At 62.4% G+C, this 25,560-nt stretch carries 27 protein-coding genes; 18 read left to right on the top strand and 9 right to left on the bottom strand.

Going from position 1 to position 25,560, the window contains the following annotated elements:
- The first annotated feature begins 19 nt into the window (after positions 1-19).
- From ACVCMJ_RS10000 to ACVCMJ_RS09980, 5 genes are read left to right on the top strand one after another with little or no spacing between them, the layout of a single operon-like run.
- The gene (locus tag ACVCMJ_RS10000) at positions 20-817 is read left to right on the top strand and encodes a transporter substrate-binding domain-containing protein (protein WP_447081270.1); all 798 of its coding nucleotides are present in this window, start codon (positions 20-22) and stop codon (positions 815-817) included.
- A gap of 7 nt (positions 818-824) precedes the next feature.
- A complete protein-coding gene (locus ACVCMJ_RS09995; protein WP_447081269.1) occupies positions 825-1,541 on the top strand; it encodes an amino acid ABC transporter permease in 717 nt (238 codons plus the stop codon).
- Positions 1,538-2,194, top strand: a complete 657-nt coding sequence (locus ACVCMJ_RS09990; RefSeq protein WP_447081268.1) for an amino acid ABC transporter permease — start codon at positions 1,538-1,540, stop codon at positions 2,192-2,194. Before ACVCMJ_RS09995 ends, ACVCMJ_RS09990 begins: the two co-directional genes overlap by 4 nt.
- A complete protein-coding gene (locus ACVCMJ_RS09985) occupies positions 2,175-2,906 on the top strand; it encodes an amino acid ABC transporter ATP-binding protein (protein WP_447081267.1) in 732 nt (243 codons plus the stop codon). Before ACVCMJ_RS09990 ends, ACVCMJ_RS09985 begins: the two co-directional genes overlap by 20 nt.
- 22 nt (positions 2,907-2,928) lie before the next feature.
- Complete coding sequence (locus ACVCMJ_RS09980) at positions 2,929-3,381, top strand: MaoC family dehydratase (RefSeq protein WP_447081266.1); 453 nt, start codon at positions 2,929-2,931, stop codon at positions 3,379-3,381.
- A 2-nt stretch (positions 3,382-3,383) separates the two neighbouring features.
- Here the strand turns inward: ACVCMJ_RS09980 and ACVCMJ_RS09975 are convergent, their stop codons facing one another.
- Positions 3,384-4,451: a LacI family DNA-binding transcriptional regulator gene (locus ACVCMJ_RS09975; RefSeq protein ID WP_447081265.1), complete on the bottom strand. Its 1,068-nt coding sequence runs from the start codon at positions 4,449-4,451 to the stop codon at positions 3,384-3,386.
- Between the two features lie 228 nt (positions 4,452-4,679).
- On the opposite strand from ACVCMJ_RS09975, the gene ACVCMJ_RS09970 reads away from it, so the two are divergent.
- From ACVCMJ_RS09970 to ACVCMJ_RS09935, 8 genes are all read left to right on the top strand, one after another.
- Positions 4,680-5,645: an ABC transporter substrate-binding protein gene (locus ACVCMJ_RS09970; protein ID WP_447081264.1), complete on the top strand. Its 966-nt coding sequence runs from the start codon at positions 4,680-4,682 to the stop codon at positions 5,643-5,645.
- A 105-nt stretch (positions 5,646-5,750) separates the two neighbouring features.
- Positions 5,751-6,560: an ABC transporter permease gene (locus tag ACVCMJ_RS09965; RefSeq protein ID WP_447081263.1), complete on the top strand. Its 810-nt coding sequence runs from the start codon at positions 5,751-5,753 to the stop codon at positions 6,558-6,560.
- Positions 6,557-7,321 carry an ABC transporter permease gene (locus tag ACVCMJ_RS09960; protein WP_447081262.1) on the top strand — a complete coding sequence of 255 codons (765 nt, stop codon included), beginning with the start codon at positions 6,557-6,559 and terminating at the stop codon, positions 7,319-7,321. The genes ACVCMJ_RS09965 and ACVCMJ_RS09960 overlap by 4 nt, the downstream gene beginning before the upstream one ends.
- Before the next feature lie 14 nt (positions 7,322-7,335).
- The gene (locus ACVCMJ_RS09955) at positions 7,336-8,175 is read left to right on the top strand and encodes an ABC transporter ATP-binding protein (RefSeq protein WP_447081261.1); all 840 of its coding nucleotides are present in this window, start codon (positions 7,336-7,338) and stop codon (positions 8,173-8,175) included.
- A gap of 516 nt (positions 8,176-8,691) precedes the next feature.
- On the top strand, positions 8,692-9,747 hold the full coding sequence (locus ACVCMJ_RS09950) for a 2Fe-2S iron-sulfur cluster-binding protein (protein WP_447081260.1): 1,056 nt from the start codon (positions 8,692-8,694) through the stop codon (positions 9,745-9,747).
- Positions 9,748-11,121, top strand: coding sequence for an aromatic ring-hydroxylating oxygenase subunit alpha (locus ACVCMJ_RS09945; RefSeq protein ID WP_447081259.1), 1,374 nt, complete (start codon positions 9,748-9,750; stop codon positions 11,119-11,121).
- A 32-nt stretch (positions 11,122-11,153) separates the two neighbouring features.
- On the top strand, positions 11,154-11,951 hold the full coding sequence (locus ACVCMJ_RS09940) for an SDR family NAD(P)-dependent oxidoreductase (RefSeq protein WP_447081258.1): 798 nt from the start codon (positions 11,154-11,156) through the stop codon (positions 11,949-11,951).
- A gap of 28 nt (positions 11,952-11,979) precedes the next feature.
- The gene (locus ACVCMJ_RS09935) at positions 11,980-12,564 is read left to right on the top strand and encodes a 3-phenylpropionate/cinnamic acid dioxygenase subunit beta (protein ID WP_447081256.1); all 585 of its coding nucleotides are present in this window, start codon (positions 11,980-11,982) and stop codon (positions 12,562-12,564) included.
- On the opposite strand, the gene ACVCMJ_RS09930 is transcribed toward ACVCMJ_RS09935, so the two are convergent.
- Positions 12,561-12,737, bottom strand: coding sequence for a hypothetical protein (locus tag ACVCMJ_RS09930; protein ID WP_447081255.1), 177 nt, complete (start codon positions 12,735-12,737; stop codon positions 12,561-12,563). The two genes, ACVCMJ_RS09935 and ACVCMJ_RS09930, sit on opposite strands and share 4 nt — an antisense overlap.
- Positions 12,738-12,814: 77 nt before the next feature.
- On the opposite strand from ACVCMJ_RS09930, the gene ACVCMJ_RS09925 reads away from it, so the two are divergent.
- On the top strand, positions 12,815-13,984 hold the full coding sequence (locus tag ACVCMJ_RS09925; RefSeq protein ID WP_447081254.1) for an ABC transporter substrate-binding protein: 1,170 nt from the start codon (positions 12,815-12,817) through the stop codon (positions 13,982-13,984).
- Between the two features lie 80 nt (positions 13,985-14,064).
- Here the strand turns inward: ACVCMJ_RS09925 and ACVCMJ_RS09920 are convergent, their stop codons facing one another.
- Complete coding sequence (locus ACVCMJ_RS09920; protein WP_447081253.1) at positions 14,065-14,871, bottom strand: IclR family transcriptional regulator; 807 nt, start codon at positions 14,869-14,871, stop codon at positions 14,065-14,067.
- Positions 14,872-15,076: 205 nt separating this feature from the next.
- Here ACVCMJ_RS09920 and ACVCMJ_RS09915 point away from each other — a divergent pair, with 205 nt between their 5' ends.
- Positions 15,077-15,841: a lysophospholipid acyltransferase family protein gene (locus tag ACVCMJ_RS09915; protein WP_447081252.1), complete on the top strand. Its 765-nt coding sequence runs from the start codon at positions 15,077-15,079 to the stop codon at positions 15,839-15,841.
- A 7-nt stretch (positions 15,842-15,848) separates the two neighbouring features.
- Here the strand turns inward: ACVCMJ_RS09915 and ACVCMJ_RS09910 are convergent, their stop codons facing one another.
- The 6 genes from ACVCMJ_RS09910 to mpl form a co-directional block, all read right to left on the bottom strand.
- Complete coding sequence (locus ACVCMJ_RS09910) at positions 15,849-16,673, bottom strand: symmetrical bis(5'-nucleosyl)-tetraphosphatase (RefSeq protein ID WP_447081251.1); 825 nt, start codon at positions 16,671-16,673, stop codon at positions 15,849-15,851.
- Positions 16,670-17,845 (bottom strand): LPS export ABC transporter permease LptG, encoded by a 1,176-nt coding sequence (lptG, locus tag ACVCMJ_RS09905; RefSeq protein ID WP_447081250.1) that lies wholly within the window; start codon positions 17,843-17,845, stop codon positions 16,670-16,672. The genes ACVCMJ_RS09910 and lptG overlap by 4 nt, the downstream gene beginning before the upstream one ends.
- Positions 17,846-17,913: 68 nt before the next feature.
- Complete coding sequence (mtgA, locus tag ACVCMJ_RS09900) at positions 17,914-18,621, bottom strand: monofunctional biosynthetic peptidoglycan transglycosylase (RefSeq protein ID WP_447081249.1); 708 nt, start codon at positions 18,619-18,621, stop codon at positions 17,914-17,916.
- Positions 18,618-19,496 (bottom strand): energy transducer TonB, encoded by an 879-nt coding sequence (locus ACVCMJ_RS09895; RefSeq protein ID WP_447081248.1) that lies wholly within the window; start codon positions 19,494-19,496, stop codon positions 18,618-18,620. The genes mtgA and ACVCMJ_RS09895 overlap by 4 nt, the downstream gene beginning before the upstream one ends.
- Positions 19,497-19,517: 21 nt before the next feature.
- Positions 19,518-21,398, bottom strand: a complete 1,881-nt coding sequence (locus tag ACVCMJ_RS09890; RefSeq protein WP_447081247.1) for a ribonuclease catalytic domain-containing protein — start codon at positions 21,396-21,398, stop codon at positions 19,518-19,520.
- Between the two features lie 13 nt (positions 21,399-21,411).
- Entirely contained in the window at positions 21,412-22,803 is a 1,392-nt protein-coding gene (gene mpl / locus ACVCMJ_RS09885) for a UDP-N-acetylmuramate:L-alanyl-gamma-D-glutamyl-meso-diaminopimelate ligase (protein ID WP_447081246.1), read from the bottom strand.
- Between the two features lie 179 nt (positions 22,804-22,982).
- Between mpl and ACVCMJ_RS09880 the strand changes: the two genes are divergently transcribed.
- The 3 genes from ACVCMJ_RS09880 (at position 22,983) to accC (ending at position 25,554) form a co-directional block, all read left to right on the top strand.
- Positions 22,983-23,477 (top strand): TlpA family protein disulfide reductase, encoded by a 495-nt coding sequence (locus ACVCMJ_RS09880; RefSeq protein ID WP_447081245.1) that lies wholly within the window; start codon positions 22,983-22,985, stop codon positions 23,475-23,477.
- A 286-nt stretch (positions 23,478-23,763) separates the two neighbouring features.
- Entirely contained in the window at positions 23,764-24,201 is a 438-nt protein-coding gene (accB, locus tag ACVCMJ_RS09875) for an acetyl-CoA carboxylase biotin carboxyl carrier protein (RefSeq protein ID WP_447081244.1), read from the top strand.
- A gap of 3 nt (positions 24,202-24,204) precedes the next feature.
- A complete protein-coding gene (accC, locus tag ACVCMJ_RS09870; RefSeq protein ID WP_447081243.1) occupies positions 24,205-25,554 on the top strand; it encodes an acetyl-CoA carboxylase biotin carboxylase subunit in 1,350 nt (449 codons plus the stop codon).
- The last annotated feature ends 6 nt before the right edge of the window (positions 25,555-25,560 follow it).

Below are 25,560 nucleotides of genomic sequence, written 5' to 3'. Positions count from 1 at the left end.
CATCGTGACAGGAGGACCTATGAGACTGTTAAGAAACATCTGGCTGGGCGGCTTTCTGGCCGCAGTGATGCTCTTGATGAGTGCCACTGCAAGTGCCCAGTCGATCAACGATATCGTGAAACGCGGAAAAGTGCTGATCGGCGTCAACAGTGGTGCGCCGCCGTTCAGCTTCGTGGACGCGGATGGCAAGGCCAAAGGCCTGGATGTGGATCTGGCCAACCTTTTCGCCCACTATCTGGGTGTTCCCGCAGTGATCACGACCTATACGACGGCAGCGCGGATCCCCGCACTGGAAGCCGGCAAGGTCGATTTCATGATCGCCACCCTGGGGGCCACACCGGCGCGTGCGAAGGTGGTGATGTTCACCGGGTCGTACAACGTCTTTCCGCTCGTGGTTGTCGGTCACAAGGGCGCAACCTTCAAGACCATGGACGACTTGATCGGCAAGAAGGTCGCCATCGCTCGCGGAACGCCGCAGGAAGCCGCGCTGATGCGAGTGTCGCCCAAGGGCGTGACGCTGGCGCCGTTCGACGATGACCTGACGGCCACCCAGGCGCTGCTCACGCAACAGGTGGACGCCGTTGCCATCCCCGAGACCATCTACAAGGAGGTTCTCAAGTCCCGACCCGGTGCCGACCTGGCCGTGATGTTCCCGTTCCACAATGACTTCCAGTCGATTGCCGTGCGCATGGGATCCTACGAGTTGCTGCAGTGGCTGAATACGACGCTCTCGTATACCAAGAACAACGGGGAGCTGGATGCGCTCGCCATGAAGTGGGTGGGACATCCCATGCCTAAAGACATGCCGGTGTTCTGAGTGATGTATGGCTTTTGATCTGCAATTTGCGCCAGTCCTGGATCAGTCGCCTGCGCTGATCCGGGCCTTCTGGCTCACCATCAAGCTGTCTTTCGCGGCCATCGTGTTGGGTGGAACCGTGGGGTTGGTCGCAGCCAGTCTGCGCGTGATGATGAAGCGGAGATTCCGGGTGATCATCGACTTTTATGTCGAGACCATCCGGAACACGCCGTTTCTCGTCCAGCTCTACATCATCTTCTTTGGCCTTCCGTCCCTGGGTCTCCGCATGCCGGCGCTCTATGCTGGTCTGCTGGCCATGGTGATCAACCTCGGGGCCTACAGCGCTGAAATCTTCCGGGCGGGGATCGACGCCACGCATCGCTCCCAGATCGAGGCCGGCCTGTCGCTGTCGCTGACGCGCACCCAGGTCTTCCTGCATATCGTGCTCAAGCCCGCCGTCGCGAAGGTCTGGCCCTCCCTGGCGAGTCAATTCATCCTCACCATGCTGGCCTCCAGCGTGTGCTCTTTCATATCCGTCCAGGAGCTCAGCGGCGAGTCGGCGACCATACAGTCGCTCACCTTCCGCAGCTTCGAGGTCTACATCGTGGCCTCGCTGCTGTATCTGGCGCTTGCCCTGGTGTTGAAGGTCTTGCTGACATTGCTGGGGCACTATCTGTTTGCGCAGCGGTCTCCGCGCCGGCACGGATCGTCTCGGCGCGCTGCCGAAAAAGGGGTGCCGTCATGATTCGTCCCTTTGGGTGGCCGGAGTTCCTGTTCCTGCTGCAGTCGGCGGGCTGGACGTTGGTCCTGACGCTGGTGGCGTCCCTGCTGGGCGGGGTTCTGGCGATGGCGATCGCCATCGCGCGGGTGTCGTCGAACCGCGCGCTGCGCGAGGCCTCGCGGGTCTACATCGGGATCATTCAGGGGATTCCGGTCCTGATGGTCCTCTTTCTGTCCTACTACGGGCTGGCCCAGGCGGGTTTCGAACTGCCGCCGATAGTGGCTGCTTCCATGGCGCTGTCGATCTATGCGAGCGCCTATTTGGGCGACATCTGGCGCGGCGCCATTCAGTCCGTCCATGTGCAGCAGTGGGAGGCCTCGGCGTCGCTCGCGCTGACCCGGGCCCAGCAGTACCGGCATGTCATCCTGCCCCAGTCGGTCAAGATCGCGCTGCCACCGACCGTCGGCTTTCTCGTGCAACTGGTGAAGAATACCTCGATCGTTTCGATCGTCAGCGTCATCGAATTGACGCGTGCCGGGCAGCTTGTCAATAACGTGACCTTCGAACCGTTCAAGGTCTTCATCACGGTAGCGCTGATCTATCTGGCCATCTGCTACCCCATGTCGCGTTTCAGCCGTTATCTGGAGGGGAAGACCGGTGTCTATCTTGACAGTTGAAAATGTCCGCAAGCGCTTTGGCGACAACGAAGTTCTGAAGGGCGTTTCGATGAATGTGGAGCGCGGCCAGGTGATCGCGCTGCTGGGCCGCAGCGGTTCCGGCAAGAGCACGCTGCTGCGCTGCCTCAACGGACTCGAAGTCATCGACGGCGGCCGCATCGAGATATCCGGGCACACGATGGACTACGAACCGACAAAGCTGCGGGCGTTGCGCAAGGACGTCGGGATCGTGTTCCAGAGCTACAACCTGTTCCCTCATCTGTCCGTGGCCCAGAACATCATGCTGGCGCCCCGGCTGGTGAAGGGCATGAGTGAGAAAGACAACCGTCGTGTGGCGGAGCAGGTCCTGAGCCGGATCGGGCTGCTGGACAAGATCGACGCGTATCCGGACAAGCTCTCGGGCGGACAGCAGCAGCGTGTGGCCATTGCGCGCGCGTTGGCCATGGACCCCCGGGTGATGCTCTTTGACGAGGTGACCTCGGCGCTGGATCCGGAATTGACCGAAGAGGTCCTGGCCGTCATCGAGCAATTGGCCCGTGATGGCATGACGATGGTGCTGGTCACGCACGAGATGAATTTCGCGCGCCGGGTGGCCAGCACGATCGTCTTCATGCACGAGGGAAAGATCTGGGAGACGGGCGAGCCCGAGGCGATGTTCGACAACCCCAGGACGGCGGAATTCAGGACGTTCGCGAGCCGAAACGTCAAATAGGCATATTGAACCGAGGAGAATCATGGCGACTGCGGCTGACAACGGCTTCTATCTGAAAGTCGGGGATCACGTCCGCTTTTCGAAGACGGTTTCGGAAAGCGATGTCTACCTGTTTGCGGGCATCACGGGGGACCTGGCCCCGGTCCACACCAATCAGCAGTACATGAGTCAGTCGTTCTACGGACAACGGATCGTCCACGGGGTCTTGATCATGGGCTTCATGTCCACGACATCGAGCATGATGGTGGCCCGGTCCTCCGGCGAAGAGGATGGCGAAGTGCCGGTGTCGCTCGGTTATGACAGGGTCAGGTTCGTCAAGGCGGCCCTCATGGGCGACACGGTGACGGTGGACTATGAAATCACCGAAGTGGACCGGGATCGCTCGCGCACGCTGGCCACGGTGGTGGCGCGCAACCAGCATGGTGAAACGCTGGCGGTGGCCCAGCACATCCTCAAGTGGGTCAAGCGCAGCTAGCGTCAGGACTGCGGCGGCGCCGTGGTGCCCCGGAGGATCAGATTCGCTTCCAGTTCCGTGTATTCGACCTGCGACTTCCCGGACAGGCGAGCGATCAGGTGGCGGGCGGCCCCCGCCCCCATGGCGACTGCGGGCACTTCGATGGTCGTCAGCCCCGGGCATAGGTGGGCGCAGAATTCCAGGTTGTCGAATCCCACCACGGAGAGTTCGTCGGGCACCGCGATGCGCCGGCTGGCGCATTCCATGATGACGCCGAAGGCGAGCACGTCGGAAGCGCAGAAGATGGCGGTCGGGTGGGGGCGGGTGGCCAGCAGGGACCGCAGGGCCTCGCGGCCGGCTGCGACCTTGTAGGGCGCTTCGATCAGGTAGCGGTCCGGCAGCGTGAGGCCCTTCTGCTTCAGGGCTGCGCGCACGCCGGTGACGCGGTCGCCGGCGCGGTCATTGTCGTGGGTGATACCGGCAATCATCGCGATGCGGGTATGGCCCAGATCCGTCAGATGGTGGATCACCTTGGCCACGACGGTTTCGTTGTCGAAGCCGATGCAGGACCGATCGGATCCGCGCCGGTAGACGTAGGTATTGATTGCCGGGATCTTCTGCTCGCGCAGCATGGCTTCCAGGTCGGGGTGGTGGTTGCCGCCGATCAGCACCAGTCCTTCGACGCCGCGCTCGACCAGGGTTCTGGCCTGCCTCAGTTCTTCCTCGTGGTCGTAGCCGGAAGACGTGACCAGCAGTGAGTATCCGTTCTCGCTCAGCGTCCGCTGCAGGGCCGCGATCTGGTTGTTGTAGATGGCGTAGTCCAGCGTGGGCAGGATGGTTCCGATCAGTCGAGTCCGGCGCGAGCGAAGGGCTCGCGCGGCGCTGTTCGGGACATAGCCCAGCCGGTCGGCCACCGCGCAGATCGATTCGCGGGTGTCGCGCTGGACTTTGTCGGGCTCGGACAGCGCACGCGATGCCGTGGCGACCGAGACCCCGGCGGCCAGCGCCACGTCTTTGAGTGAGACCTTGCGCCGATCGGCGTGTGAAGTGCGGTTCGGCGAGGATTTGTGGGGATGCGAAAGTATCGGCATGGGGCCTGAGCTTGGTTTCTGGTGTGCGGTCCGCTGAGTGACTGTGTGATTTTATACGAGAACGTTTTCACAATAAACGTTTATACAAGTTATTGAAGGGGTTGGTGATTTCCCTTATTCCGGCCGATCATCATAAGCTCTAAGCTAGTCAAAATGTAATCGATTGCTTTGCCGTTGTGTGCTGTCATTCTGTACGAACTCCGAACGAACCTGCAAAAGGAATGAACCATGAAAACGCGTAAATTGATTGGGCCGGTAGCCGCCGCTTTGGGTCTGTGTCTATCGCTCTCGGTGGTCGGCGCAAGCCACGCCGCGAGCTCCACCGGGTCGGCGATGGTGGCCAACGTGGGACTGCTGCCGAATGCGGAAACGGCAGCCATTCGCCTCGGCGACAAGAAAGGTTTTTTCAAGGAAGCCGGGATCGATTTGAAGATCACGGACACGAGCAGCGGTGCCGCCGCCATCACGGCGCTGATCGCCGGCCAGTTCGATATTGTATTTGCGAACACGGTGTCGGTCATGCAAGGCCGTGACAAGGGGCTTCCCCTGGTGATCGTCGATGCCGCATCGACATCGACGGGAGTATCCGGGAAGGACTTTTCGGCCCTGGTGGTGAGCTCCAAGAACACCATGAAATCCGCGAAGGAACTTTCCGGAAAGACCATCGCCAGCAATACGGTCAAGAACATCGGCGAAGTGACTGCGAGGATCTCCGTGCAGAAGGCGGGGGGCGACGGTGGCAGCGTCAAGGTCGTGGAAATGCCGTTCTCGAATATGGAACAGGCGCTGGAAGAGGGCCAGATCGATGCCGCCTGGATGGTGGAACCGTTTCATACGACCGCCGTGCAGCACGGTTTGCGTGACATTGCCTCGAACTACGTGGACACTGCGCCCCATCTGACCGCCGCGGCGTTCGTGTCGACGGACGGGATCATCAAGAAAAAGGGCGACCTGATAAAGCGGTTCAGGACGGCGATGGCCAAGACGGCCGAGTACGCCAATGCCCATCCGGCCGAAATTCGAGAGCTCATTCCGACCTTCACCAAGATCACGCCTGCCATCGCCAACGCCTTCGTCATCCCGCGTTATGACGCTGAGGTCAACGTTGCTTCCCTGGAAGCCATGCTTCCGGAGATGCAACGGCTGGAGATGATCTCGAAGACCTTCAAGGTCGGCTCCGTCATTTACAAGTGAGGGCGTCGGGTGGCGGGCTCTTCGAGTCCGTCCCCGCCGCTGACCACTCCGGGGGCGCTGTCGGGCCCCGCGGTCGTGTTCACCAGGCTTTATGGAACAGAATCAATGAATCGTGCCGTTTCGGGCCGAAGGCGCGTGACCCGGCCTTCGCAATTCCGGGGGGTGATCGGCTTCGGTGTCTTCCTTTTCCTGTGGGAGATCCTGCCCGTGGCGGGTTTCCTGCCGGCGCGCTATTTCCCGCCCTTTCACGAAGTCGTCTGGGCGCTGTTCCTGGATTTCGCCAGTCCGGCTTTCTGGCACTCCGTGGCCTACACCGCACAGGCCTGGTTTGCCGGTCTGGTCATCGCCTTCGTCGCCGCCGCAGCCGTGGGCCTGGTGCTGGGCAGCGTTCCCGTGCTCTGGCGCTACACCGAGTCCACGATCGAATTCCTCCGGCCGATTCCTTCGGTGGCGCTGATCCCGCTGGCGGTGCTGATGTTCGGCATCGACATCAAGTCCGCGTTGCTGCTCATCGTCTACGCAGCCTTCTGGCAGATTCTCATTCAGATCCTGTACGGTGTGAAGGACGTGGATCCCGTGGCGCTTGATACGGCGCGGGTGTACGGACTGGGCCGCTGGAGCCGCATCCGCCATGTGTCCTGGCCGACCGCGCTGCCCTATGCCATTACCGGCTTCCGGCTGGGGGCGTCGGTCGCGCTCGTGCTGGCCGTGACGGCCGAGCTCGTCATCGGCAATCCCGGCATAGGCCACCAGGTGGCGCTGGCGCAATCGGCCATGGCCTTGCCGGAGATGTACTCCCTGGTGATCGCGGCGGGGATCATGGGGGTGCTGGTCAATGTGCTTGCGCGTGCCATCGAACGCAAGGTGCTCGCATGGCATCCTTCCGTGCGGGCTGACAGGCAGGAGGCGCCATGAAGACATTCTGGCCCAGGCTCCTTGCAACCACGCTGGTTCCCGTTGCGCTGTTCGTGCTCTGGTACGTCGCGTCCAGCGACAGCGGCAATTTCTTCTTTCCGCCGCTGGCGAAGATTCTCGCCGCGTTCGACAAGGTCTGGATCAATGCGGGCGGTTTCGGCGACATCGCCATCAGCCTCTGGCGCCTCGCCATCGGCTTTCTCGCATCTCTGATCTTTTCCTTGGTCGTGGGGGTCGTGCTGGGCCTGTCCAAGAGCGCCCGGGACTACACGGAGCCCGTGTTCGAGTTCTTCAGGGCCATCCCGCCCACCGTCATGATTCCGGTGCTCCTGGTCGTGTCCGGCATCGGGGATGCCTCGAAGATAGCGGTCATCAGCTTCGGTTGTCTGTGGCCGATGCTGCTCAATACTATCGAGGGCGTGCGATCCATCGATCCCGTCCTCAAGGACACCTGCCGGGTCTACCGGATCCATGGCCTGCGGCGGCTGTTTTCGTTGACACTGCCCGCCGCCGCCCCCCAGATCGTCACCGGCATGCGGACCGGACTTTCGATCGCCATCATCCTGATGGTGATCAGCGAGATGTTTGCTTCCCGGAACGGTATGGGCTTCATGATCATCCAGTTCCAGCGCACCTTTTCCATTCCGGAGATGTGGAGCGGCATCCTGCTGCTGGGCCTGATCGGCGTATTGCTGTCGCTGTTGATGCGTGTCGTGGAATTGTGGGTGCTGGGGTGGTATGAACGTTCGAGGGTACGCTAAACGTGGAGCTTCAGATGGCAGATGAAAGTGTGATGGAAAAGGAAAAGGCGCCGAAGGCGGCCCTGGATCGATCGGATCCCATGCTGGCGATCACGCGGTTGCGCAAGGTCTATCAGGACGGCGAGCGCTCGATCGAGGCCATCCGCGACGTGACCTTCAGTCTGGAGAAGGGCGAGCTGGTGTGCATCGTCGGTCCGTCGGGCGCGGGCAAGACGACCTTGTTGCGGTGCATCGCGGGGCTGCTCGCTCCGACGAGCGGTGAAGTCGTACTCGCGGGCAAGCCAGTCGCGGGGCCGTCCCCGGGGCTGGCCGTCGTGTTTCAGGAGTATGGCCGAAGCCTCTTCCCGTGGATGCGAGTGCGGCAGAACGTCGAGTTGCCGCTCAAGGCGAGCGGCCGGAATGCAGCCGAACGCCGCCGCCTGGTGGACGAAAGCCTGCAGGCCGTCGGCCTGGCCGGCGCGGGCGATGCCTATCCCTGGCAGTTGTCGGGCGGCATGCAGCAACGTGTGGCGATTGCGCGAGCGATTGCTTATCAGCCCCAGGTGCTGCTCATGGACGAACCGTTCGCATCAGTGGACGCCCAGACGCGGGCTGACCTGGAAGATCTGGTGCGTACGATCTGGGCCAGGATGGGAATGACGATCGTGTTCGTGACCCACGATATCGACGAGTCAGTTTACCTGGGCGGCCGGGTGGTGGTGCTGTCGGCTTCGCCGACCACCGTCATGCGGGACGTGACCATTGACCTCGGCGAAGCGCGGGATCAGCTCGAAACACGGGCGAGCCCCCGTTTCGGCCAGTTGCGCAGCGAAATCTATGCATTGATCCGCGATGCCAAGCATCATCGAGGTTGAGTCTTGTAGCCGCTTGCCCGACGGATAACAAGCGCTCACTTGCCGCTGGTATGAGGGCCCCGCCCACCCGCCTGCAGGCGGTGGGGTTGTGCCTGTGTGCGCTGTCCGCCGCGAGCGGATCCAGCCCGCCCTTTCTCGAATTTCCCCCGTCTACGCCAGCGTGGATGCCGTACGGCATTTGACGCTTTTTCAGCGCGGCCCATCGGCTCGCGTGGGCGATTTCTGAATCCTCTGAAAAGTTTTGTTCGTCTGTTGGACAACATCCTCACAGGTACATGACGCGGCAGTTAGCGAACTTAGCAAACAAAGAGCGAAAGTTGTGAAGATTAGGTAGACGATCGTGTATCAAGGCCACGCCACTCACTTATCTGATATCCGCGATTTTGTTGACACTTATCAAGTTATCCATACAATGGACTCACGTATCAGGTTCATCGCCACCTCTTGTTGTCTGATGTGGAGCAGGTGGCGCCGGTTGTCTGGTTCAAGGAATCAGCCGGATCAGGTGAGAAAGACATGGATAACTCTTCGTCATTGGAAACATGCACTGCCGCCGGTGTGTCCCCGGCCGAGGGTGACGTTCCTGTAACGCTGCTGTTTTCAGATGGTGTGACCAGGCGCGTGGACGGCAGGTTGGGTGAGAGTGTCATCAGCGCCGCCGCGAGGGCCGGGTTGAATCTCCTGACCGACTGTGCAAATGGCGAGTGCGGCACCTGCATGGCGGACCTGGTCTCGGGCGATCTGGAGCTGGGGCCGCACAGTCCGCTTGCACTGCCGGAGGATGAGCGCGCTCACGGCGCTGTTCTCACCTGTATCTCGAGGATTTCCGGCCCGTGCGCCATCGAGTTGCCGTATGACTCCTCCGAGGCTCTGGCGGCCGAGGAAGAACCGACCGTAGGCCGTATCACGAAGATCGATCGGGTGGCGGTCGAGACGATATCGCTGGAAGTTTTGGTGGATCAGCCTCTGGACTTCGAGCCTGGACAGTACGTGAGGCTGCGACCGAGAGGGTCGGATACTTGGCGGTCCTACTCGATGTCGAACCCGCCAGGAGCGCGCATGCTGCGGTTTTTCGTGAGGGTGGTCGAAAACGGTGTTTTCTCAACCTGGCTGACCAACGAGGCGGTGGCGGGTGCCGAGATCGAGGTCGGTAGCCCCAGGGGCACCTTCTTCCTCAGGCGGGAAACGAAGCCACGGCTCTTCGTGTCTGGCGGCACGGGATTGGCTCCTTTCCTGGCGATGCTGCACTGCATTGTGGCGGACCCTTCTCTTCAGCGGGCTCCCATCACGCTCCTTGTGGGCGCGCGATCGTGCGAGCACTTCTTCGCGAGAGACGAGATAGAAGCCGCTAAAGCGAAGGTGCCGCTCTTGAAGGTCCTTTTCGCGGCGGAGAAGGGAGGTTCGGGATCCTGCCACGTCGGATATGCCACTGACCTTATCGCCTCGGTGGGTATCAGTGCCAACGATCGCGTCTATCTGTGTGGGCCACCGCCGATGGTGGAGGCGGGGCGCGCTGCCCTGCGAGCTGCGGGTGTTTCGGGCGAGAACGCCCTTGCAGAACGATTTATCTAAATGAATCAGACCAGACCGCTGGATCTATTGGAGGAAGATGTGGACTCGATATCGTATGACGCGCTGATTGATTCGGAGAAAGGGGTGATCAGCCGGGAGATATTTTCCGACAAGGGGATATTCGAAGAGGAGTTGGAGAAAATATTCACGAGGGCCTGGCTCTTCGTGGGGCACGAAAGCCAGATCCCGAATCCGGGCGATTTCTTCACATCACGCATGGGGAAGGAATCGGTAATATTGACTCGGGACAAGAAAAAGACCGTGCATGTCTTCCTGAACACATGTCGGCATCGGGGCATGGAAGTATGCAAATACGATCACGGCAACACGCAGCTCTTCACCTGTCCCTATCACAGTTGGAGCTATACGACCGAAGGGAAGCTGTTCGGCGTGCCGCAGTACAAAAACCTTTACGAAGGTTCGCTGAACAAGGAAGACTGGTCCCTCATCGAGGTGCCGCGCTTGGCCACCTACAAGGGATCCGTCTGGGCGAGTTGGGACAAGGATGCCCCGAATTTTCTGACCTATCTCGGGGATGCGAAGACCCACCTGGATCTGGCGCTCGATTGCCGTGACGGCCGGGAAGGGGGATCCGAGGTCCTGTTCACCGTCCAGAAGTGGATCATTCCCTGCAACTGGAAATTTGCGGCGGAAAACTTCTTGGGCGACACCTATCACAACATCAGCCACAGATCCGCGGATCTGGTTGGTATCGGTCCCAGCGCAGAGGCGGGCGTACAGGGTCGGCGGGACAATGACCTTGCCGGCGCGCAGCACATCTGGGTGAATTTCCCGGCGGGCCATGGCATGCACAGCGCTGTCCTTCCCAAGGACGCTCCCTTCATCAATACCTACCTCGGCAACCCCATCGTCGCGGAGTACTTCCGCCATTGCCACGAGGAACGCAGGCGCCGCCTGGGGGTCGAAGGAAGCCGGTTGGTGCCCTTCGTCGGGACTGTATACCCGAATGTTTCCTTCCACGGGAATCAACCCCGGAATTTCTGCGTGTGGCATCCGCACGGACCCACCACCACGGAGGCCTGGCGGTTCTTCATGGTCGATGCCGACGCGCCTCAAGAGGTCAAGGACTTTCTGCGGACGTACTACATGCGCTATTCCGGACCGGCGGGCATGACGGAGCAAGACGATATGGAAAACTGGAATTCCGCCACCGCCGGCAGTTGCGGTGTGATTGCCAAGCGCTTTCCCTATAACTATCAGCAGTCACTGGGGAAATCGAGCAAGTCGGGGATAGTACCCGGGAATGTCAGCCTTCAGATCAGCGAAGAGAATCCTCGCCAGTATTACCGGCGGTGGCGCGACTACATGCGGGGATCTGACTGGGAGACGCTGCTGGGCAAGAGAGATGCGTGATCGTCGCGTGCTGGGACAGCGTTGGAGGAATCTTGGATAAGGTCATCATCGTATCGGGTGGCACCTACGGCCTTGGGCGGCAGATAACACTGGATCTCGCGCGCCGCGGCTGTAGTGTGGTCGCTTTCGGGCTAAGTGCGCCTCAGGTGTCCAGCGTCGCAAGTGGTTTCGACCTGCTCAGCGGCGACGTGGAGGAGGCGGGCCTGTCAGGACGTGTGGAGATCCTGGAAGCGGACGTGTCCAGCTCGCCGGAGGTGGGTCGGGTTGTCGCCAGCGCTCTGGAGCGTTTCGGCCGTATCGACGGTCTCGTCAACAACGCGGCGGTAGGGCCGCTCGGAACGGTGTTGACCACCGATGAAAGTACGCTGGACAAGGTTCTCTCGGTGAATATCAAAGGTCCGTTCCTGATGTCGAAGGCAGTCATTCCCGAGCTTGTCCGTGGTGGCGGCGGCAGCATTGTGAATGTTGGGTCGGGCGCGGGCCATGGCAAGCCGAACATGGCCGCCTATGCCGCCAGCAAGGGCGCTGTGCTCGCGCTTTCCGCCTCGATGGCATACGACCATTTTCACGATCATGTCCGCGTGAATACCGTCATCCCGGGCGGGGGCGGGATCGTGAGCGGGATGAGTCTTGGCCGGGTGGGCGGGGATGAGGCGGTCTTGCGTGCGCGTCGTGTCGCGGGGACTGCCGCTGGGCGTCCCGCCAATGGGCAAGATCTCGCCAACGTGGTTTCCTTCCTGCTTTCCGATGAGGCAGTCGCGATCAGCGGCACCGTGGTCGACGTCGGCTGCTTTGCGCAGCAGGGCGGACCTGTGCCGAATATCGGGTAATTCGAACATCTATTGAAAGGAGCTTCAGATGGCTGACGCGGAATTGAAAAGTCGGGAACAGGAGACGCATTCGCTGGCGCGTGACGAATCCTACTACCTGCTCAAGAGGGAGATAGAAGAGTTTTACTACGACGAGTCCGAGATGCTCGACACTCGGCGCTTCAATGAGTGGTTGGATACCCTGGCCGAGGACTTGGTGTATTTCATGCCGATGACGTTCAACGTGAAGTTCGGAACTCACGCCGAGTGTGAGAGAACGCATATGGACGAGGACATGAGCTGGTTCAACGAAGGGAAGTGGACCCTGACGAAACGAGTCGAACAGGTGATGACGGGTGTCCACTGGGCCGAAGAGCCGCTATCCCGTGCCTGCCGATTGGTGACGAATATCCAGCTCACCGCCATTGATAGGGATTCCGAGCGGCGGGACGTCGTGGAAGCGCGCAACCGGTTTCTCATCTATCAGAACAGAAGAGAGCGCGAGGAATATTACTTTGTGGGGCAAAGGTATGATCGCCTGCGGCGGGAGGGACCGTGCTGGAAGCTGGTGCGAAGAGAGATTCATCTGCCGCAGAACGTGCTGCTTGCAAAGAACCTGACCATGTTGTTTTAGGGGCGACTTTCATGTTGGATTTCATGCGCGTGGCGCCTGGCGAAAAACTGCGCCTTCAGGATGGACGCATTGTCGAAGTTCTCGAGAATGTGGGTGATGGCATGTGGGTCCGAGCCCGGACCGTCGGCGACGGAGTGCGGGCCGATGATGCGCCGGAAGGGGATCTCGTTCATTGCGAGGAAGTCGTGACGGTCTGCAGAGACTGACTACGCCGGTGGTTTTGCCGGATCTCATAATAAAGGAGTGAGACGTGAGAAAATTAGGAATCTTCACCGCAGTTGCACTTGCCGTGAGCTGTTCTCTGGCCGGGGTTGAGGCGAACGCAAAGGACCTGACGATAGGGTTTGTAATGTCCATGTCGGGGCCCTATGCCGATTATGGCAAGCAGATGAAGCGCGGTGTCGACCTGTTCATGGCGCAGCATGGCGATACCGTTGCCGGCCGCAAGGTCAGGATTGTCATCAAGGATGCCACCAGCATCGCGCCGCAAATCGCCAAGCGGCACGCGCAGGAGCTGATCCTCAAGGACAAGGCGGATGTGCTCGCGGGGTTCGGGTTGACACCGAATGCATTTTCCGTGGCACCGCTGGCAACCGAGGCGAAGGTTCCGATGGTGGTGATGAATGCTGCCACATCTTCGGTGACCGAGCGCTCGCCTTATGTGGTGCGGGTTTCCCACACGTCCCCCCAGGGTGCCTGGGCGATGGCAAAGTGGCTCTATGACAATAATGTGCGCAAGGCCTACACGCTGGCTTCCGATTACGGGCCAGGCCACGATTCCGAAGAACAGTTCCAGAAGACTTTCAAGGAATTGGGTGGGACCATCGTCGGGGGAGTCAGGACGCCTGTTGATACTCCGGACTACACGCCATTCCTGCACCGGATGGTGGCGGCCGGGCCGCAAGCGGCGTTCCTGTACGTGCCCCCTGGAAGCTCGATGGTTTCCCTGGCGAAGAATTTCAGGGAGTTGGGTCTGGACAAGAAGGGCATATTGGAAACCGGCCCGGGAGGAATCTCCGATGAGCAGTTGCTGCCTGCGCTCGGGGACACCGCGCTGGGCATGATTACCGCATTCCACTATTCCGCGATGCATGATTCACCCGAGAACAGGAAATTTGTCGGCGACTACCGCGCCCGGTACAACGGGGAATATCCGAATCAAATGAGCATGGCGGCTTATGACGGCATGCACCTGATTTACATGGCGTTGGAAAAGACCAAGGGCGATTCGGGGGCAGAGGCCTTCATAAACGCCGTGAAGGGCATGAAATGGGAAAGCCCCCGAGGGCCCGTCCAGATCGATCCCGAGACCCGGGACATCATTCAGAATGAATACATCCGGAAGGTGGAGAAGGTCGACGGGATGCTGCAGAACGTGGAGATCCATACGTACAAGGCCGTGAAGGATCCCGGGAAGTAGACATCGGCCATATGTCCGGAGCTGGCCGGCCCTTGCCTGCTGGCTCCGGCTGCCGGGTGGCCTGTGCTGGCTGTGCCGGATTACCGGCTTCGGGCTTTCGATGACGCCACGGGTACTTCGATGTATCCCAGTGATGCGGATAATTTCCTGGCCATTTTCACCGCGTATGCCGCGATCTGCTCGATGCGTGCGTGATCGATGCGCGCGGATGGGCCAAAGACGCCGATCGACCCCAAGACCTTCCCGTCATTTCTGAAGAAGGGCACCGCGACGGCCGCGGCCCCGGCCCTCAATTCGTTCTGGCTGCTTGCGTAGCCCTTTTCTCGTACCTTGATCAGCTTTTGCCGCAGATTGTCCGGCGTGGTCGACAGCCCCTCGCAGTATTCCTGCAATTCCTGCTCGGTCGGATCGAGCCACGCGAGGAGGGCCCGTCCGCTGGCTCCCAGCACGATGCGTTCGCTATATCCTATGCCGAGCCTGAACCCCAGCGGCTGAGTACTAGGGATCTCCGCCACGCATACGCGCACGGAGTCCTGAGGGACGAACAGCGCCACGGTTTCGCCGGTGTGCCGCCATATGTCCCTCATGATCGGGAGTGCGCATTGTGAGACGTCGATGTTGGAAGACCAGACTCTGGACAGTTTTCCAACAGACGCGCCAAGACTGAATTTCTGTGGATCACCCTCAGCGCTGATGAATCCTTTTTGCTCGAGCGTGTAGAGCAGGCGGTATAGCGTCGGCCGGCTGAGATCGACGCGGGTGAGGAGATCGGCGGCGGTCAGGTCTATATCTCCGACGTTGAATGCCAGCAGTATGTCCAGGGCGCGTTCCACGGCACGGACATTGCTGCCATGCTTGTATGTGGCGCTTTTCTTGTTGCTTTCCATATGGGTTTGTTAGAGGTTGCCCCGGAGGCTTTCCAGGGTGAGGTGCCAGAACCTGAAATCGCCCGTAGTCGCCGCTGTGGGTGCGGAATGCTTGCCGTATCGGAGTTCCTCGATTCTATCATTTGCGCATTCTGATATTTGGCGGGGTAGGCTCCCGCACCCTCGTGTCCATGGGTGGCTTTTGGGTCGGCGGTATGCGGTTATCATGGCGCATCAATCTTGGGGGGTCGGGGTGGCGCCATTCCTGTTTCTGCTGCGGGCGGTATTCGTCGTCGTCTGGATCATGCTCGGGCTGCTGATCGAACTGCTGGTTTTTCCGCTGTTGAGCCGCGGAAACAGGCGCCGCGTGGTGAATGGATGGTCGCGCGGCCTCATGGCCCTCTGCGGTGTGCGCGTCCGTGTGCTCGGCGACCCCGTGCTGAACGGTGCGGTGCTGTGGGTCGCCAACCATGTGTCGTGGGTGGATATCTTCGTCCTGAACCAGATCCGCGCGACATCCTTCGTCGCCAAGAGCGATATCCGCCGATGGCCGGTGATTGGTCTGCTGGTGGCCTGGGCCGGAACCCTTTTCATCGACCGCGGCCACCGGCAGGCCGTGCGTGAGGCCAGCGGCCAGATGCAATCCTGTTTCGCACAAGGTGACGCCGTGGGGCTGTTCCCGGAAGGCACGACGACCGACGGGCTCGACGTGCTGCCCTTCCATGCGGGGCTTTTTGATGCGGCCGTGCAGTCCGGCGCGCCCGTGCAGCCGGTCGCCCTGTGCTTTTTGCGGCGTGGGCGGCGCGCGCCGGAACTCGCTTTCGTCGGCGAGCAGACGCTGGTGGCCAATCTGTGGTTCCTGCTGGGGGCTTGGGGAGTGTGCGTGGAGTGCCAGTTCCTGCCGCCTCAGCCGGTGAGTGTGCAGTCCAATCGCGGCGAGCTGGCGCACCGCGCGCGCGCCGCCATCCGCCACGTCCTGATCACACGGTAGCACCGGCTCAGCGGCAGCCGGTGCAGTCCTGCTGCACGATGCGGTGGTCGCGCAGCCGTAGGGCGGTGAGCTTGCGGCCCCAGACGCAGCCCGTATCGAGACAGATCGTGTCGGGGCGGATATCCAGTCCCAGCGCGGACCAGTGTCCGAATACCACCGGGATGTTGCGGTCGCGCCGTGCCGGCAGGCTGAACCAGGGGACAAGGCCGTGTGGCGTATCGGCGAGCTCGCCTTTGTAGTCAAACTCCATGCGGCCGTCGTCGGCGTAGCACATCCGGATGCGGGTCAGCGCGTTGACGATGACCCGCATGCGTGCGGCCCCCTGCAGGGTGTCATCCCAGCTGAGCGGTTCCTCGCCGTACAGATCGTTCATGGCGTTGCGCCAGCCGGGCCCGCGCAGGGCCGATTCGATCTCGCCCGCCAGTGCAGCCGCCTTTTCAAGCGTCCAGGCCGGCAGGATGCCCGCATGCACCATGACGTGGCCGTAATCACGGACCAAGAGTGGCAGCCGCCGGATCCAGTCCAGCAATTCGGAGGCGTCGGGCGCATTCAGGATATCGTCCAACGTATCCGATTTGCCTCGTTTGCGTACGCCCGCAGCCACCGCCAGCAAGTGCAGGTCGTGGTTGCCCAGGACGGCCCGTGCGCGGCTGCCCAGGCCCTTGACCAGCCGCAGCGCGCCCAGTGAATCGGGGCCGCGATTGACCAGGTCACCGGCGAACCACAGCTCGGTGCCGGGGCTGGAAAGCTCCGGGTGGGCGAGCAGCGCGCGCAGCGGCGCCGCGCACCCTTGTACGTCGCCGATGACCCATACATCGCGGGACGGACTCATGAGGTTCTACGTTCCAGGCGGCGCTGGCGCAGCCAGAGCGAGAGGTGGTGCCGCCGTTCCATGGCGAGCAGAGCCAGCAGGGCGAGGGACAGCCCCGCCAGGCTGGGAACCAGGGCGGTTGCCCAGGGCGCCCAATTGCCCAGTGTGCCGGCGTTCAGGGCGAGCTGGTTGAGCATGAAGAAGCCCACGCCCAGAATGATGCCGATGAAGACCTTGGGCCCTACGCCGCCGCGCCGCGTTTGCATGAAACCGATGGGGGCCGCGATGGTCATCATGACCAGCAGCGTGAAGGGGTAGGCGATTTTCCGCCACAGGGCGACTTCCTGGCGATCCGTCTGCAGATGGTTGGCCTTCAGGTAGTGGATATAGTCCAGCAGATCGTAGATTGCCATGCGCTCGGGCGTGAGAATGCGGGCGATCAGGCGTTCGGGCGTCAGTGTGGTCCGGATGGAGCGGTCTGAAAGCCGGACTACGCTCGCAATGGGATCCTTGGGTACGTGGGCATCGGCCAGCGCGCTCGTGGGCCGGGGCTGAATGCGTGTCTCGGTCAGATCGTGCAGATCCAGGCGGCCTTGGGAGAACTGGCCGGCCTTCGCCTGTGTGAAGCTGCGCAGCGTATCGTCGCGGTTGAATTCATACAGGGTAATGCCGGCCACGTGGCCCTGGCCGTTCAAGGTGTGGATGTTGATGATGCGGTCCCCGCCTTGAGCGTCTGATTCCTTGAACCAGTAGCCGCTGCTCAACCGCCCGCCCTCTGTGCGGCCCAGCAGTGCCAGACGCGACTCGCTGCCCTGCAGATCCGCCGCTGGCGTGATGTATTCCGACAGGACATAGGCGCCCGCGACCAGTGGCAAGGTGATCAGCCACAGGGTTGCGAGCAGCCGTAGCCCGCTGACCCCCGAAGCCCGCAGGATGGTGAGCTCGTGCCGCTGCGCCAGCCCGGCCAGCGCCAGCACGGAACCGATCAGCAAGCCGATGGGCAGCAGCTCGTACAGGTGGTTGGGAAGGTCCAGCGCCTGAAGGTAGAACAGATTCAGCAGGGTCAGCCGCCGGCCTACCTGGTCCAGCCCTTCGATCAGCGCGAAAAACATGAACAGCCCGACCAGGGCGACCAAAATGATCGTCGTCGATCGGTAGATTTCGCGGGCGATGTAGCGTCGGGCCGTGCGCATGGCGGGAGGGTCGTTGAAAGCCTCAATAGTAACGCGATCGCCCGGCCGGGCCGCCTCCGGTCAGGGAGTCACGGCACTGCCACCATCGACATGCGCGCGCGGACGGTCGCAGCGTGGCCGCCCAGCCAGGCAGTCCGTCCATGATGGTCGTAATAGGCTGGGTTGGGCAGCATCGAGGCCAGCAGCGACGCCTGCGTGCTGGTGAGCCGGGCGGCATCCGTGTGGAACCAGTGCCGCGCCGCTGCCTGGGCGCCGAAGGCGGCCTCGCCCCATTGGGCCACGTTCAGGTAGAGCTCCAGAATGCGCCGCTTGTCCATCACCGCTTCTATCATGTAGGTCAGGATCAATTCCTGGCCTTTCCGCAGGTAGTTGCGCGAATTGGACAGGAACAGGTTCTTGGCCAGTTGCTGAGTGATGGTCGAGCCGCCTCGGCGGCGTGAGCGTCCCAGGTCCGCTTCCCGTTGGTTGTAGTGCCAGGCCTTGCTGATCGCGTCCCATTCGACGCCGTCATGATCGACGAAGCCGGAGTCTTCGGACGCGATGACGGCGCGCTTCAGGGACTGGCTGATCTTGTCGTAGGCGACCCATTGATAGCTCAGCGATGCCTTGGGGTTGCCGCGCCGCAGGGCGTCCAGGGTTTCCTGCATGACCGCCGTGTTCGTGGGGTTGCGGTATTTGAACCAGATCACCATGCCGAAGAGCCCCGCCTCGTACAGGAAGCCGGCGCACAGCACGGCCAGCAGCACCCGCCGGGCCCAGCGGCGCCCGCGTTTCATGGGGCGCCGGTATCCAGGCCCGCGCGCGTGAAATGCCAGGTGCGGGTGATGGCCAGGACGTCCGTTTTTGCCGCGAGCGCCGCCGGCAGAGGGTCGTACGGAGCTGCTAGTTCCACGATGCGGCGGGCCGCGCCGTTCAGGATGGCCTGGGTGGACGGCCGGTCAAAGACAATATGGTCGAGCTGGCCGTCGCGGCGGATATAGACCGTGAGCTGCAAGTCGCCGTAGATCTTTCCGCGGGCTTCGGGGGGATAGTGCTCGGTTCCGATGAGCTCGATGCGTTTGCGCCAGGCCTCGACGTATTGCGCATAGTCCACCGCCTGGGTGGCCGGACCCACGAAAGTCTGGCGGGGAAGCGCGTTGTAGTGTTCGATGCGCGCTTTCAGTGCCGCGATCCGTGCGTTCAGCACCATGCTGTCTTGCTGCCGGTCGTCTTCACCCGGGTCGCTGCTCTGTCCGAGAAGCTGGGGCGCCTGGCGTGCCGGGGCCACGTGGTCGCGGGCTTCGAGCTGGGTCAGCAACTCTTTCTGTTCGGTCTCCAGCTCCGCCTGGCGCCGGCGCAGTGCCTCCAGCACCAGCTCGTCGGGGCTGTTGTCGACCGTGCGCGGCAGCGGCGAGGCCGCCAACCCCTTGTGGTCGTTGCCACCGCCGTTGAGCGATTGCTGGGCCAGGGCCTGCGGGTGCAGCGGCGGCGCTTCACTGCGGCTGTTGACCAGGGTGACTTCCAGCGCAGCCGGCTGCGGCGGGGGCCGGACCGCGATCCCGTGCCAGAGCAGCAGCAGCGCATGCGCTGCGAGTGAGAGCGCCACGGCGGCCGCCATCCGGCCGCGGCCTTCGCGTCGATGCTCCAGCAGTTGCAGTGACAAGGTGTCCATGGCGGTGGTCGATGGCGAGCGCTATACGGCCTCGTGCAGACGGCATTCGATATCCAGACCCAGCTCATCGTAGCCCAGAATGTCCAGCACGACGGGTTCGCCGCGTTCCAGCGCCGGCAGGCCGTTGATGCGCGTGACGAACGGCGCGCAGGACAGGCGGACCAGGTTGTCGCGCAGCACGTAGGCGCCCACCTCCTTGATGCGTTGCTGTTGCAGCCAGCGGATGCACCAGTAACGTTCCATGGAAGACTGGAAGTCGCCCCACAGAGCATATTGCGCGTCGAAGGCCCCGATGATGGCATACAGGTCGGCGTCCTTGGGCTTGAAAGGGGCGACCAGCCTCGCCGATACGCCATGCTCCGCCGCCGCCAGGATCTGCCCCTGGTTGATCAGGTCGACGTAGCGGCGCAGCGGCGATGTGGACCAGGCGTACTGAGGCACGGCGATGGACTCGTGCGGCAACGGCTGCGTGGACATGCGCGTGCGGCCCATCTGCTGGGACCGGAAGATGCCCGGGACGCCGTGCCGGGCGAGCAGTGCGGCCCACTGGCTGTTGGCCAGGATCATGTATTCCGCCACCAGCCGCTCCAGCGGTGCGTTGCGCTGGCGCTGGATCAACTGGATCACGGAGTCGGGATCGTCGGCGGGTCCGTTCAATTCGAAGCTGTACTCGACCCGGTCGTTGTTCTCGGGCCGGCCACGGACCCGATCGCGGGCCGCGCCGAGCTTCAGGGCAAAGTGCCACAGGGGGCGCAGCCAGTGGGCGTACGGTACATCCGCCGTCGGGTCGGCCAGCGCTGCCTCCGTGATCTGCTCGCCCAGGAGGTTGTGGCGCAGGTTCTCGCGGATGCGGATGCGTTCGAGCCGGGTCTCCGTGCCCAGGATTTCGCCATCTTCGAGCCTCCCCGTGACGTATAGCGACAGGGCGGGACGCCATTGGTCCTGGTCCAGCGAAAAGGCGGCGATCAGCTCATGCGGCAGCATGGGAATCTTTTCGCCGGGCATGTAGACGGTCGACATGCGGCTGCGCGCCATCTCGTCGAATTCGCTGCCACGCGTGATCGCCAGGGACGGCACAGCGATGTGGATCCCCACGCGGATCGTTGCGTCGTCGGGTTGTGAGACCGACAGCGCGTCGTCGATCTCGATGGTGCTGGAATCGTCCACCGAGTACGCTTCCACATCGCATTGCGGCAGATGGGCGCCCCAGTCCTGGACGGCGACCGGCGGCCATGCCGTTCCCCTGGGGAAGTTCACCGACAGAAAGCGCTCCCGCATCATGGCCAGCGGATGCGGCCAGACGCCCAGCGACAGCAGCAGTTTCTCAGGGGTGACGCTCAGCTGCTGGAGCGCGGCGTCGAATGCCTTCCATTCCATTGTGTTCTTGTCAGGCTTGTCCAGAAAGGAACGAGCCACTTCGCGCAATGCAGGAGGCAGATGGCCGGCCACCAGTTCATCGGTCCACTGCTGCTGGCGCTCGGCCTGCACCCGCTTCTTTTCGATGGCGGCCAGAGCCGCCTGCAGGATGTCGGGCGGCGCGGGACGGTAGGTGCCGCGTCCGCGGCGGTGGAAGTAGGCGGGCGCAGCGGACAGACACAGGATCAGCGCTGTTTTTTCGATTGCCGACGGAGCGTGACCGAAGTAGTCTTCCGCCAGCGCCGACGCGTCGAATTCTTCCTGGGGCGCGCATTCCCATAGGAACCCCGCGTCCAGGCCAGCGGCCAGTGTCTCCGCCGACGGCAGCAGCGTTTCGGGAGCCGGCTGCTCGAACGTGAACAGTACGGTGTTGCGCTTGATCTTGCTGCGCTTGCCGCTGGCCGATTCCACCTGTAGGGAAGAATCCGATTCCGAGAACAGGGTTTCCGCCTTCAGTTTGCCGGCGTCTTCGTAGAGAACGTGCATGGAGATCCGAATTTCAGTGGGGGGCTAGCGACGCGCGCTGCGCCAGGCCGTCGAGCAGCTTCTGATGGATGCCGCCGAAGCCGCCATTGCTCATGACGAGAATGTGGTCGCCGGGACGCGCCGCCTCGCAGACAGCGCTCGCCAGCGCCTGCAAGTCGGATCCCGCCCACAATCGGCCGCCCAGCGGCGCCAGGACCTGTAGCGGGTCCCACCCCAGCGCCTGTTTGCCTTGACTGGCACCGTAGCAGAATACCTGGTCCGCTCCTTCGAGCGCTGCGGGCAGCAGCGCCGCCATGGTGCCCAGTTTCATGGTATTGGATCGGGGCTCGATCACCGCCAGGATGCGGGCGCCGCGCCCCACGCGGTGGCGCAGGCCATCCAGCGTGGTCGCGATGGCTGTCGGGTGGTGGGCGAAGTCGTCATAAACGGCGATGCGGTTGATGGTCCCGCGCAGTTCCAGCCGGCGGCGGACGCCCCGGAAGGCGTTCAGCGCGCCGATCCCATCAGCGGGTGCGATGCCGGCGTGTTGGGCAGCGGCCAGTGCGGCGAGCGCGTTGAGCTGATTGTGGACACCCGACAGGTCCCAGTCCAGGGTGCCTTGTGGCCGACCCTCGCAGAGGATCCGGCAGCGCCGCCCGTCGTCGGTTTCCGGCTCGGCCTGCCATTGACCGTGCGGGCCGAAGGTCTGTACGGGACTCCAGCAGCCGCGGGCCAGCACCCGGTCAAGGGACTCGCTCGTGAAGGGCCGGATGATGGTGCCGGTTTGCGGGATCGTCCGCACCAGATGGTGGAACTGGGTCTCGATCGCTCCCAGGTCCGGAAAAATATCGGCGTGGTCGAATTCCAAATTGTTCAGGATGGCCGTGCGAGGACGGTAATGCACGAACTTCGACCGCTTGTCGAAGAAGGCCGTGTCGTACTCGTCAGCCTCTATGACGAAAAGCGGCCGCTGTGCGTCGAAGCGTGCCGATACTCGCAAGTCTGGAGCGACACCTCCGATCAGGAAGTTCGCGGGCTGTCCCGCATGCTCGAAAATCCAGGCCAGCATGGCGCTGGTGGTCGTCTTGCCATGGGTCCCCGCGACTGCGAGCACGTGCTGGCCTCGCAGCACATGATCGGCCAGCCACTGGGGTCCGGAGACATAGGGCAGTCCGCGGTCCAGGATGGCTTCCATCAGCGGATTGCCCCGGCTCACCACGTTGCCCACGACGTAGAGATCCGCCTTCAGGGAGAGCTGGTCCGCCCCGAAACCCTCGACGAGTGCGATCCCCTGCTCCTCCAGTTGTGTGCTCATGGGTGGGTAGACCCCCGCGTCGCATCCCGTGACGGTATGGCCCGCCGAGCGCGCAATCAGGGCCAGGCCGCCCATGAACGTGCCGCAGATTCCCAGTATGTGTATGTGCATCGCAACCTCCGGTGCGTATTGTAGGGCCGGTGGACCCGTCGCCAAGGACGCGCCGTCCGGGCCCCGGACGCCCGGACCGTTGGCGCGGCTGGTTTGACGCGGGCCCCGTTCAGCAGGTAGTCTGCCAGACTGGGCGCTTGTGGCAGGCGCACCATCGGATCGGCCCGCAAGGTGACAGGATGGACAGGCGACGATTTTTAGGCGGCATCGGGCTTTTGGCACTTGCCGCGGCCGGGACGGGGGCACAGGCGTTTTCGCTGCCCCCCAGCCCCGTTTTTGGCCGATCCTTCGTGGATTTGCGGGGCGCTCGGGTCAGCTTGTCACGCTATATCGGGCGGCCAGTGCTGATGAATTTCTGGGCGAGCTGGTGCGCGCCCTGTGTCCGCGAAATGCCGCTGCTCGAGTCCCTGCATCATGCCCACCCGGAGCTTTCCGTGGTGGGGCTGGCCATCGACACTGCTGCGAACGTGCAGCGCTTCATCCAGAAGGTGCCGGTCTCGTATGAACTTTTGCTGGGCGGCCCCGACGGTATTTCGATCATGCGCGAACTGGGCAACAAAGGCGGCGGCCTGCCTTTCACCGCATTCTTCGACAAGCGCGGGCGCTCCCAGGGTGTGGTGCTCGGAGAACTCACGGATGGCGTCCTGGCCACGCGCTTGGGGCAGATACTGTAGCCTCTGACGCATGCGCGTAGGGTGCTGACCGGTGGCTTTTAGTGGACAAATCGAGGCGTTTAGCGTAAAAAGGCGCTTTGAAGGGCTTTGCACCCGGGCTTCAGGGCCGGGTCGCAGCACCCTATGCGGCCGTCGTGGATGCTCCCGGGAGCCGGCATCGTGGATCATATCCAGGATGCTTGGGGGCATGCCGACGGCGTCTTCATTTCCAGGGTGCTGCACGATCCCGACACAATGATTCAATGGCCTGCGATTCCGTCGGCCAGCTCACAGGACTCAACTCAACATGGATCTCAGAAAACTGAAAACGCTGATCGACCTGGTGGCCGACTCGGGTATTGCCGAACTCGAAATCACCGAAGGCGAGGGCAAGGTCCGCATCGTGAAATTTTCTCAGGCCCCCGTCCTGGCGCCTGCTCCGGTTGCAGCCGCGCCGGCTCCGGTAGCCGCCGCCCCGGTTGCGGCGGAAGCGTCGGCTGTTGTCGCTCAGGGCCATCAAGTCAAGGCGCCGATGGTCGGCACGTTCTACCGGTCGCCCAATCCGAATTCGCCATCTTTCGTGGAAGTCGGCCAGGCGGTCAAGGAAGGCGATCCGGTGTGCATCATTGAAGCCATGAAGCTGCTCAACGAGATCGAAGCCGACAAATCAGGCGTCATCAAGGAGATCCTCGTCGAAAACGGCGAGCCCGTGGAATACGGCCAACCCCTGTTCATCATCGCCTGAGCCATGTTCAAAAAGATTCTGATCGCCAATCGTGGGGAAATCGCACTGCGGGTGCTGCGAGCCTGCCGGGAACTGGGCATCAAGACGGTCATGGTGTATTCCGAAGCCGACCGTGAAGCCAAATACGTGCGGCTGGCAGACGAGGCGGTCTGCATTGGACCGGCATCGCCGCGCGACAGTTACCTGAATATGCCGTCGCTGATTTCGGCGGCCGAGGTCACGGACGCTGAAGCCATCCACCCCGGCTACGGGTTCCTGTCCGAAAGCGCCGACTTTGCCGAACGGGTCGAGAAAAGCGGATTTGTATTCATTGGTCCGCGTCCGGAAAGCATTCGTACCATGGGCGACAAGGTCCATGCCAAGCAGGCCATGATCGAGGCTGGCGTTCCGGTGGTTCCGGGGTCCGCCGGCGCACTGCCCGATGACCCCAAGGAGATCCTGCGGATCGCCGGCGAGGTCGGCTATCCGGTCATGATCAAGGCGGCCGGCGGCGGCGGGGGGCGCGGCATGCGGGTCGTTTATACCGAGGCGGCCCTGCTCACATCGGTGGCCATGACGCAGACTGAGGCGGGGGCGGCCTTCAACAACTCCGAGGTCTACCTGGAAAAGTTCCTCGAGAACCCGCGCCACATCGAAATCCAGGTCATGGCCGATGGCGAAGGCAAGGCCGTCTGGCTGGGCGAGCGTGATTGCTCCATGCAGCGCCGCCACCAGAAGATCATCGAAGAAGCGCCGGCACCCGGCATCGACCGCGCCCTGATCGAACACATCGGCGAACGCTGTGCCGAGGCCTGCCGCCAGATGCGCTACCGTGGCGCCGGCACGTTCGAGTTCCTGTACGAGAATGGCGAGTTCTTTTTCATCGAGATGAATACCCGCATCCAGGTCGAACACACCATCACCGAGATGATTACGGGGCTGGATCTGGTCCAGTGGCAAATCAAGATCGCCGCTGGCGAAAAGTTCACGCTGCGCCAGCGCGACGTCCATCTGCGCGGACATGCGATCGAGTGTCGGATCAATGCCGAGGACCCGCACAAGTTCACGCCCAGCCCGGGCAAGGTGACCAACTGGCACGTCCCGGGCGGCCCTGGCATCCGTGTCGATTCCCATGTATTCACCGGCTACACGGTGCCGCCGTACTACGACTCGCTGATCGCCAAGCTCGTGGCCTATGGCGACGATCGCGAGCATGCGCGCATGCGCATGGACATCGCCCTGTCCGAAATGATCGTCGAGGGCGTGAAGACGAACATCCCGCTGCACCGCGAGCTGCTGCAGGATACCAACTATATTGCAGGGGGTACCAGCATCCATTATCTGGAACACAAGCTGGCCCAGCAGAACGCCTGAGATCCA

This window comes from Castellaniella sp. UC4447_H14, assembly GCF_052978285.1.
The sequence above is the reverse complement of the archived record's forward strand: the minus strand, read 5'-3'. Positions and strand labels throughout refer to the sequence as shown.

What these genes read in the sequence shown, in the direction of transcription:
- ACVCMJ_RS10000 (WP_447081270.1), top strand. Translation starts at nt 20, where the DNA reads ATGAGACTGTTAAGAAACATCTGGCTGGGCGGCTTTCTGGCCGCAGTG.
- ACVCMJ_RS09995 (WP_447081269.1), top strand. Translation starts at nt 825, where the DNA reads ATGGCTTTTGATCTGCAATTTGCGCCAGTCCTGGATCAGTCGCCTGCG.
- ACVCMJ_RS09990 (WP_447081268.1), top strand. Translation starts at nt 1,538, where the DNA reads ATGATTCGTCCCTTTGGGTGGCCGGAGTTCCTGTTCCTGCTGCAGTCG.
- ACVCMJ_RS09980 (WP_447081266.1), top strand. Translation starts at nt 2,929, where the DNA reads ATGGCGACTGCGGCTGACAACGGCTTCTATCTGAAAGTCGGGGATCAC.
- ACVCMJ_RS09975 (WP_447081265.1), bottom strand. Translation starts at nt 4,451, where the DNA reads ATGCCGATACTTTCGCATCCCCACAAATCCTCGCCGAACCGCACTTCA.
- ACVCMJ_RS09970 (WP_447081264.1), top strand. Translation starts at nt 4,680, where the DNA reads ATGAAAACGCGTAAATTGATTGGGCCGGTAGCCGCCGCTTTGGGTCTG.
- ACVCMJ_RS09965 (WP_447081263.1), top strand. Translation starts at nt 5,751, where the DNA reads ATGAATCGTGCCGTTTCGGGCCGAAGGCGCGTGACCCGGCCTTCGCAA.
- ACVCMJ_RS09960 (WP_447081262.1), top strand. Translation starts at nt 6,557, where the DNA reads ATGAAGACATTCTGGCCCAGGCTCCTTGCAACCACGCTGGTTCCCGTT.
- ACVCMJ_RS09955 (WP_447081261.1), top strand. Translation starts at nt 7,336, where the DNA reads ATGGCAGATGAAAGTGTGATGGAAAAGGAAAAGGCGCCGAAGGCGGCC.
- ACVCMJ_RS09950 (WP_447081260.1), top strand. Translation starts at nt 8,692, where the DNA reads ATGGATAACTCTTCGTCATTGGAAACATGCACTGCCGCCGGTGTGTCC.
- ACVCMJ_RS09945 (WP_447081259.1), top strand. Translation starts at nt 9,748, where the DNA reads ATGAATCAGACCAGACCGCTGGATCTATTGGAGGAAGATGTGGACTCG.
- ACVCMJ_RS09935 (WP_447081256.1), top strand. Translation starts at nt 11,980, where the DNA reads ATGGCTGACGCGGAATTGAAAAGTCGGGAACAGGAGACGCATTCGCTG.
- ACVCMJ_RS09930 (WP_447081255.1), bottom strand. Translation starts at nt 12,737, where the DNA reads ATGAACGAGATCCCCTTCCGGCGCATCATCGGCCCGCACTCCGTCGCC.
- ACVCMJ_RS09920 (WP_447081253.1), bottom strand. Translation starts at nt 14,871, where the DNA reads ATGGAAAGCAACAAGAAAAGCGCCACATACAAGCATGGCAGCAATGTC.
- ACVCMJ_RS09915 (WP_447081252.1), top strand. Translation starts at nt 15,077, where the DNA reads ATGGCGCATCAATCTTGGGGGGTCGGGGTGGCGCCATTCCTGTTTCTG.
- ACVCMJ_RS09910 (WP_447081251.1), bottom strand. Translation starts at nt 16,673, where the DNA reads ATGAGTCCGTCCCGCGATGTATGGGTCATCGGCGACGTACAAGGGTGC.
- lptG (WP_447081250.1), bottom strand. Translation starts at nt 17,845, where the DNA reads ATGCGCACGGCCCGACGCTACATCGCCCGCGAAATCTACCGATCGACG.
- mtgA (WP_447081249.1), bottom strand. Translation starts at nt 18,621, where the DNA reads ATGAAACGCGGGCGCCGCTGGGCCCGGCGGGTGCTGCTGGCCGTGCTG.
- ACVCMJ_RS09895 (WP_447081248.1), bottom strand. Translation starts at nt 19,496, where the DNA reads ATGGACACCTTGTCACTGCAACTGCTGGAGCATCGACGCGAAGGCCGC.
- ACVCMJ_RS09890 (WP_447081247.1), bottom strand. Translation starts at nt 21,398, where the DNA reads ATGCACGTTCTCTACGAAGACGCCGGCAAACTGAAGGCGGAAACCCTG.
- mpl (WP_447081246.1), bottom strand. Translation starts at nt 22,803, where the DNA reads ATGCACATACACATACTGGGAATCTGCGGCACGTTCATGGGCGGCCTG.
- ACVCMJ_RS09880 (WP_447081245.1), top strand. Translation starts at nt 22,983, where the DNA reads ATGGACAGGCGACGATTTTTAGGCGGCATCGGGCTTTTGGCACTTGCC.
- accB (WP_447081244.1), top strand. Translation starts at nt 23,764, where the DNA reads ATGGATCTCAGAAAACTGAAAACGCTGATCGACCTGGTGGCCGACTCG.
- accC (WP_447081243.1), top strand. Translation starts at nt 24,205, where the DNA reads ATGTTCAAAAAGATTCTGATCGCCAATCGTGGGGAAATCGCACTGCGG.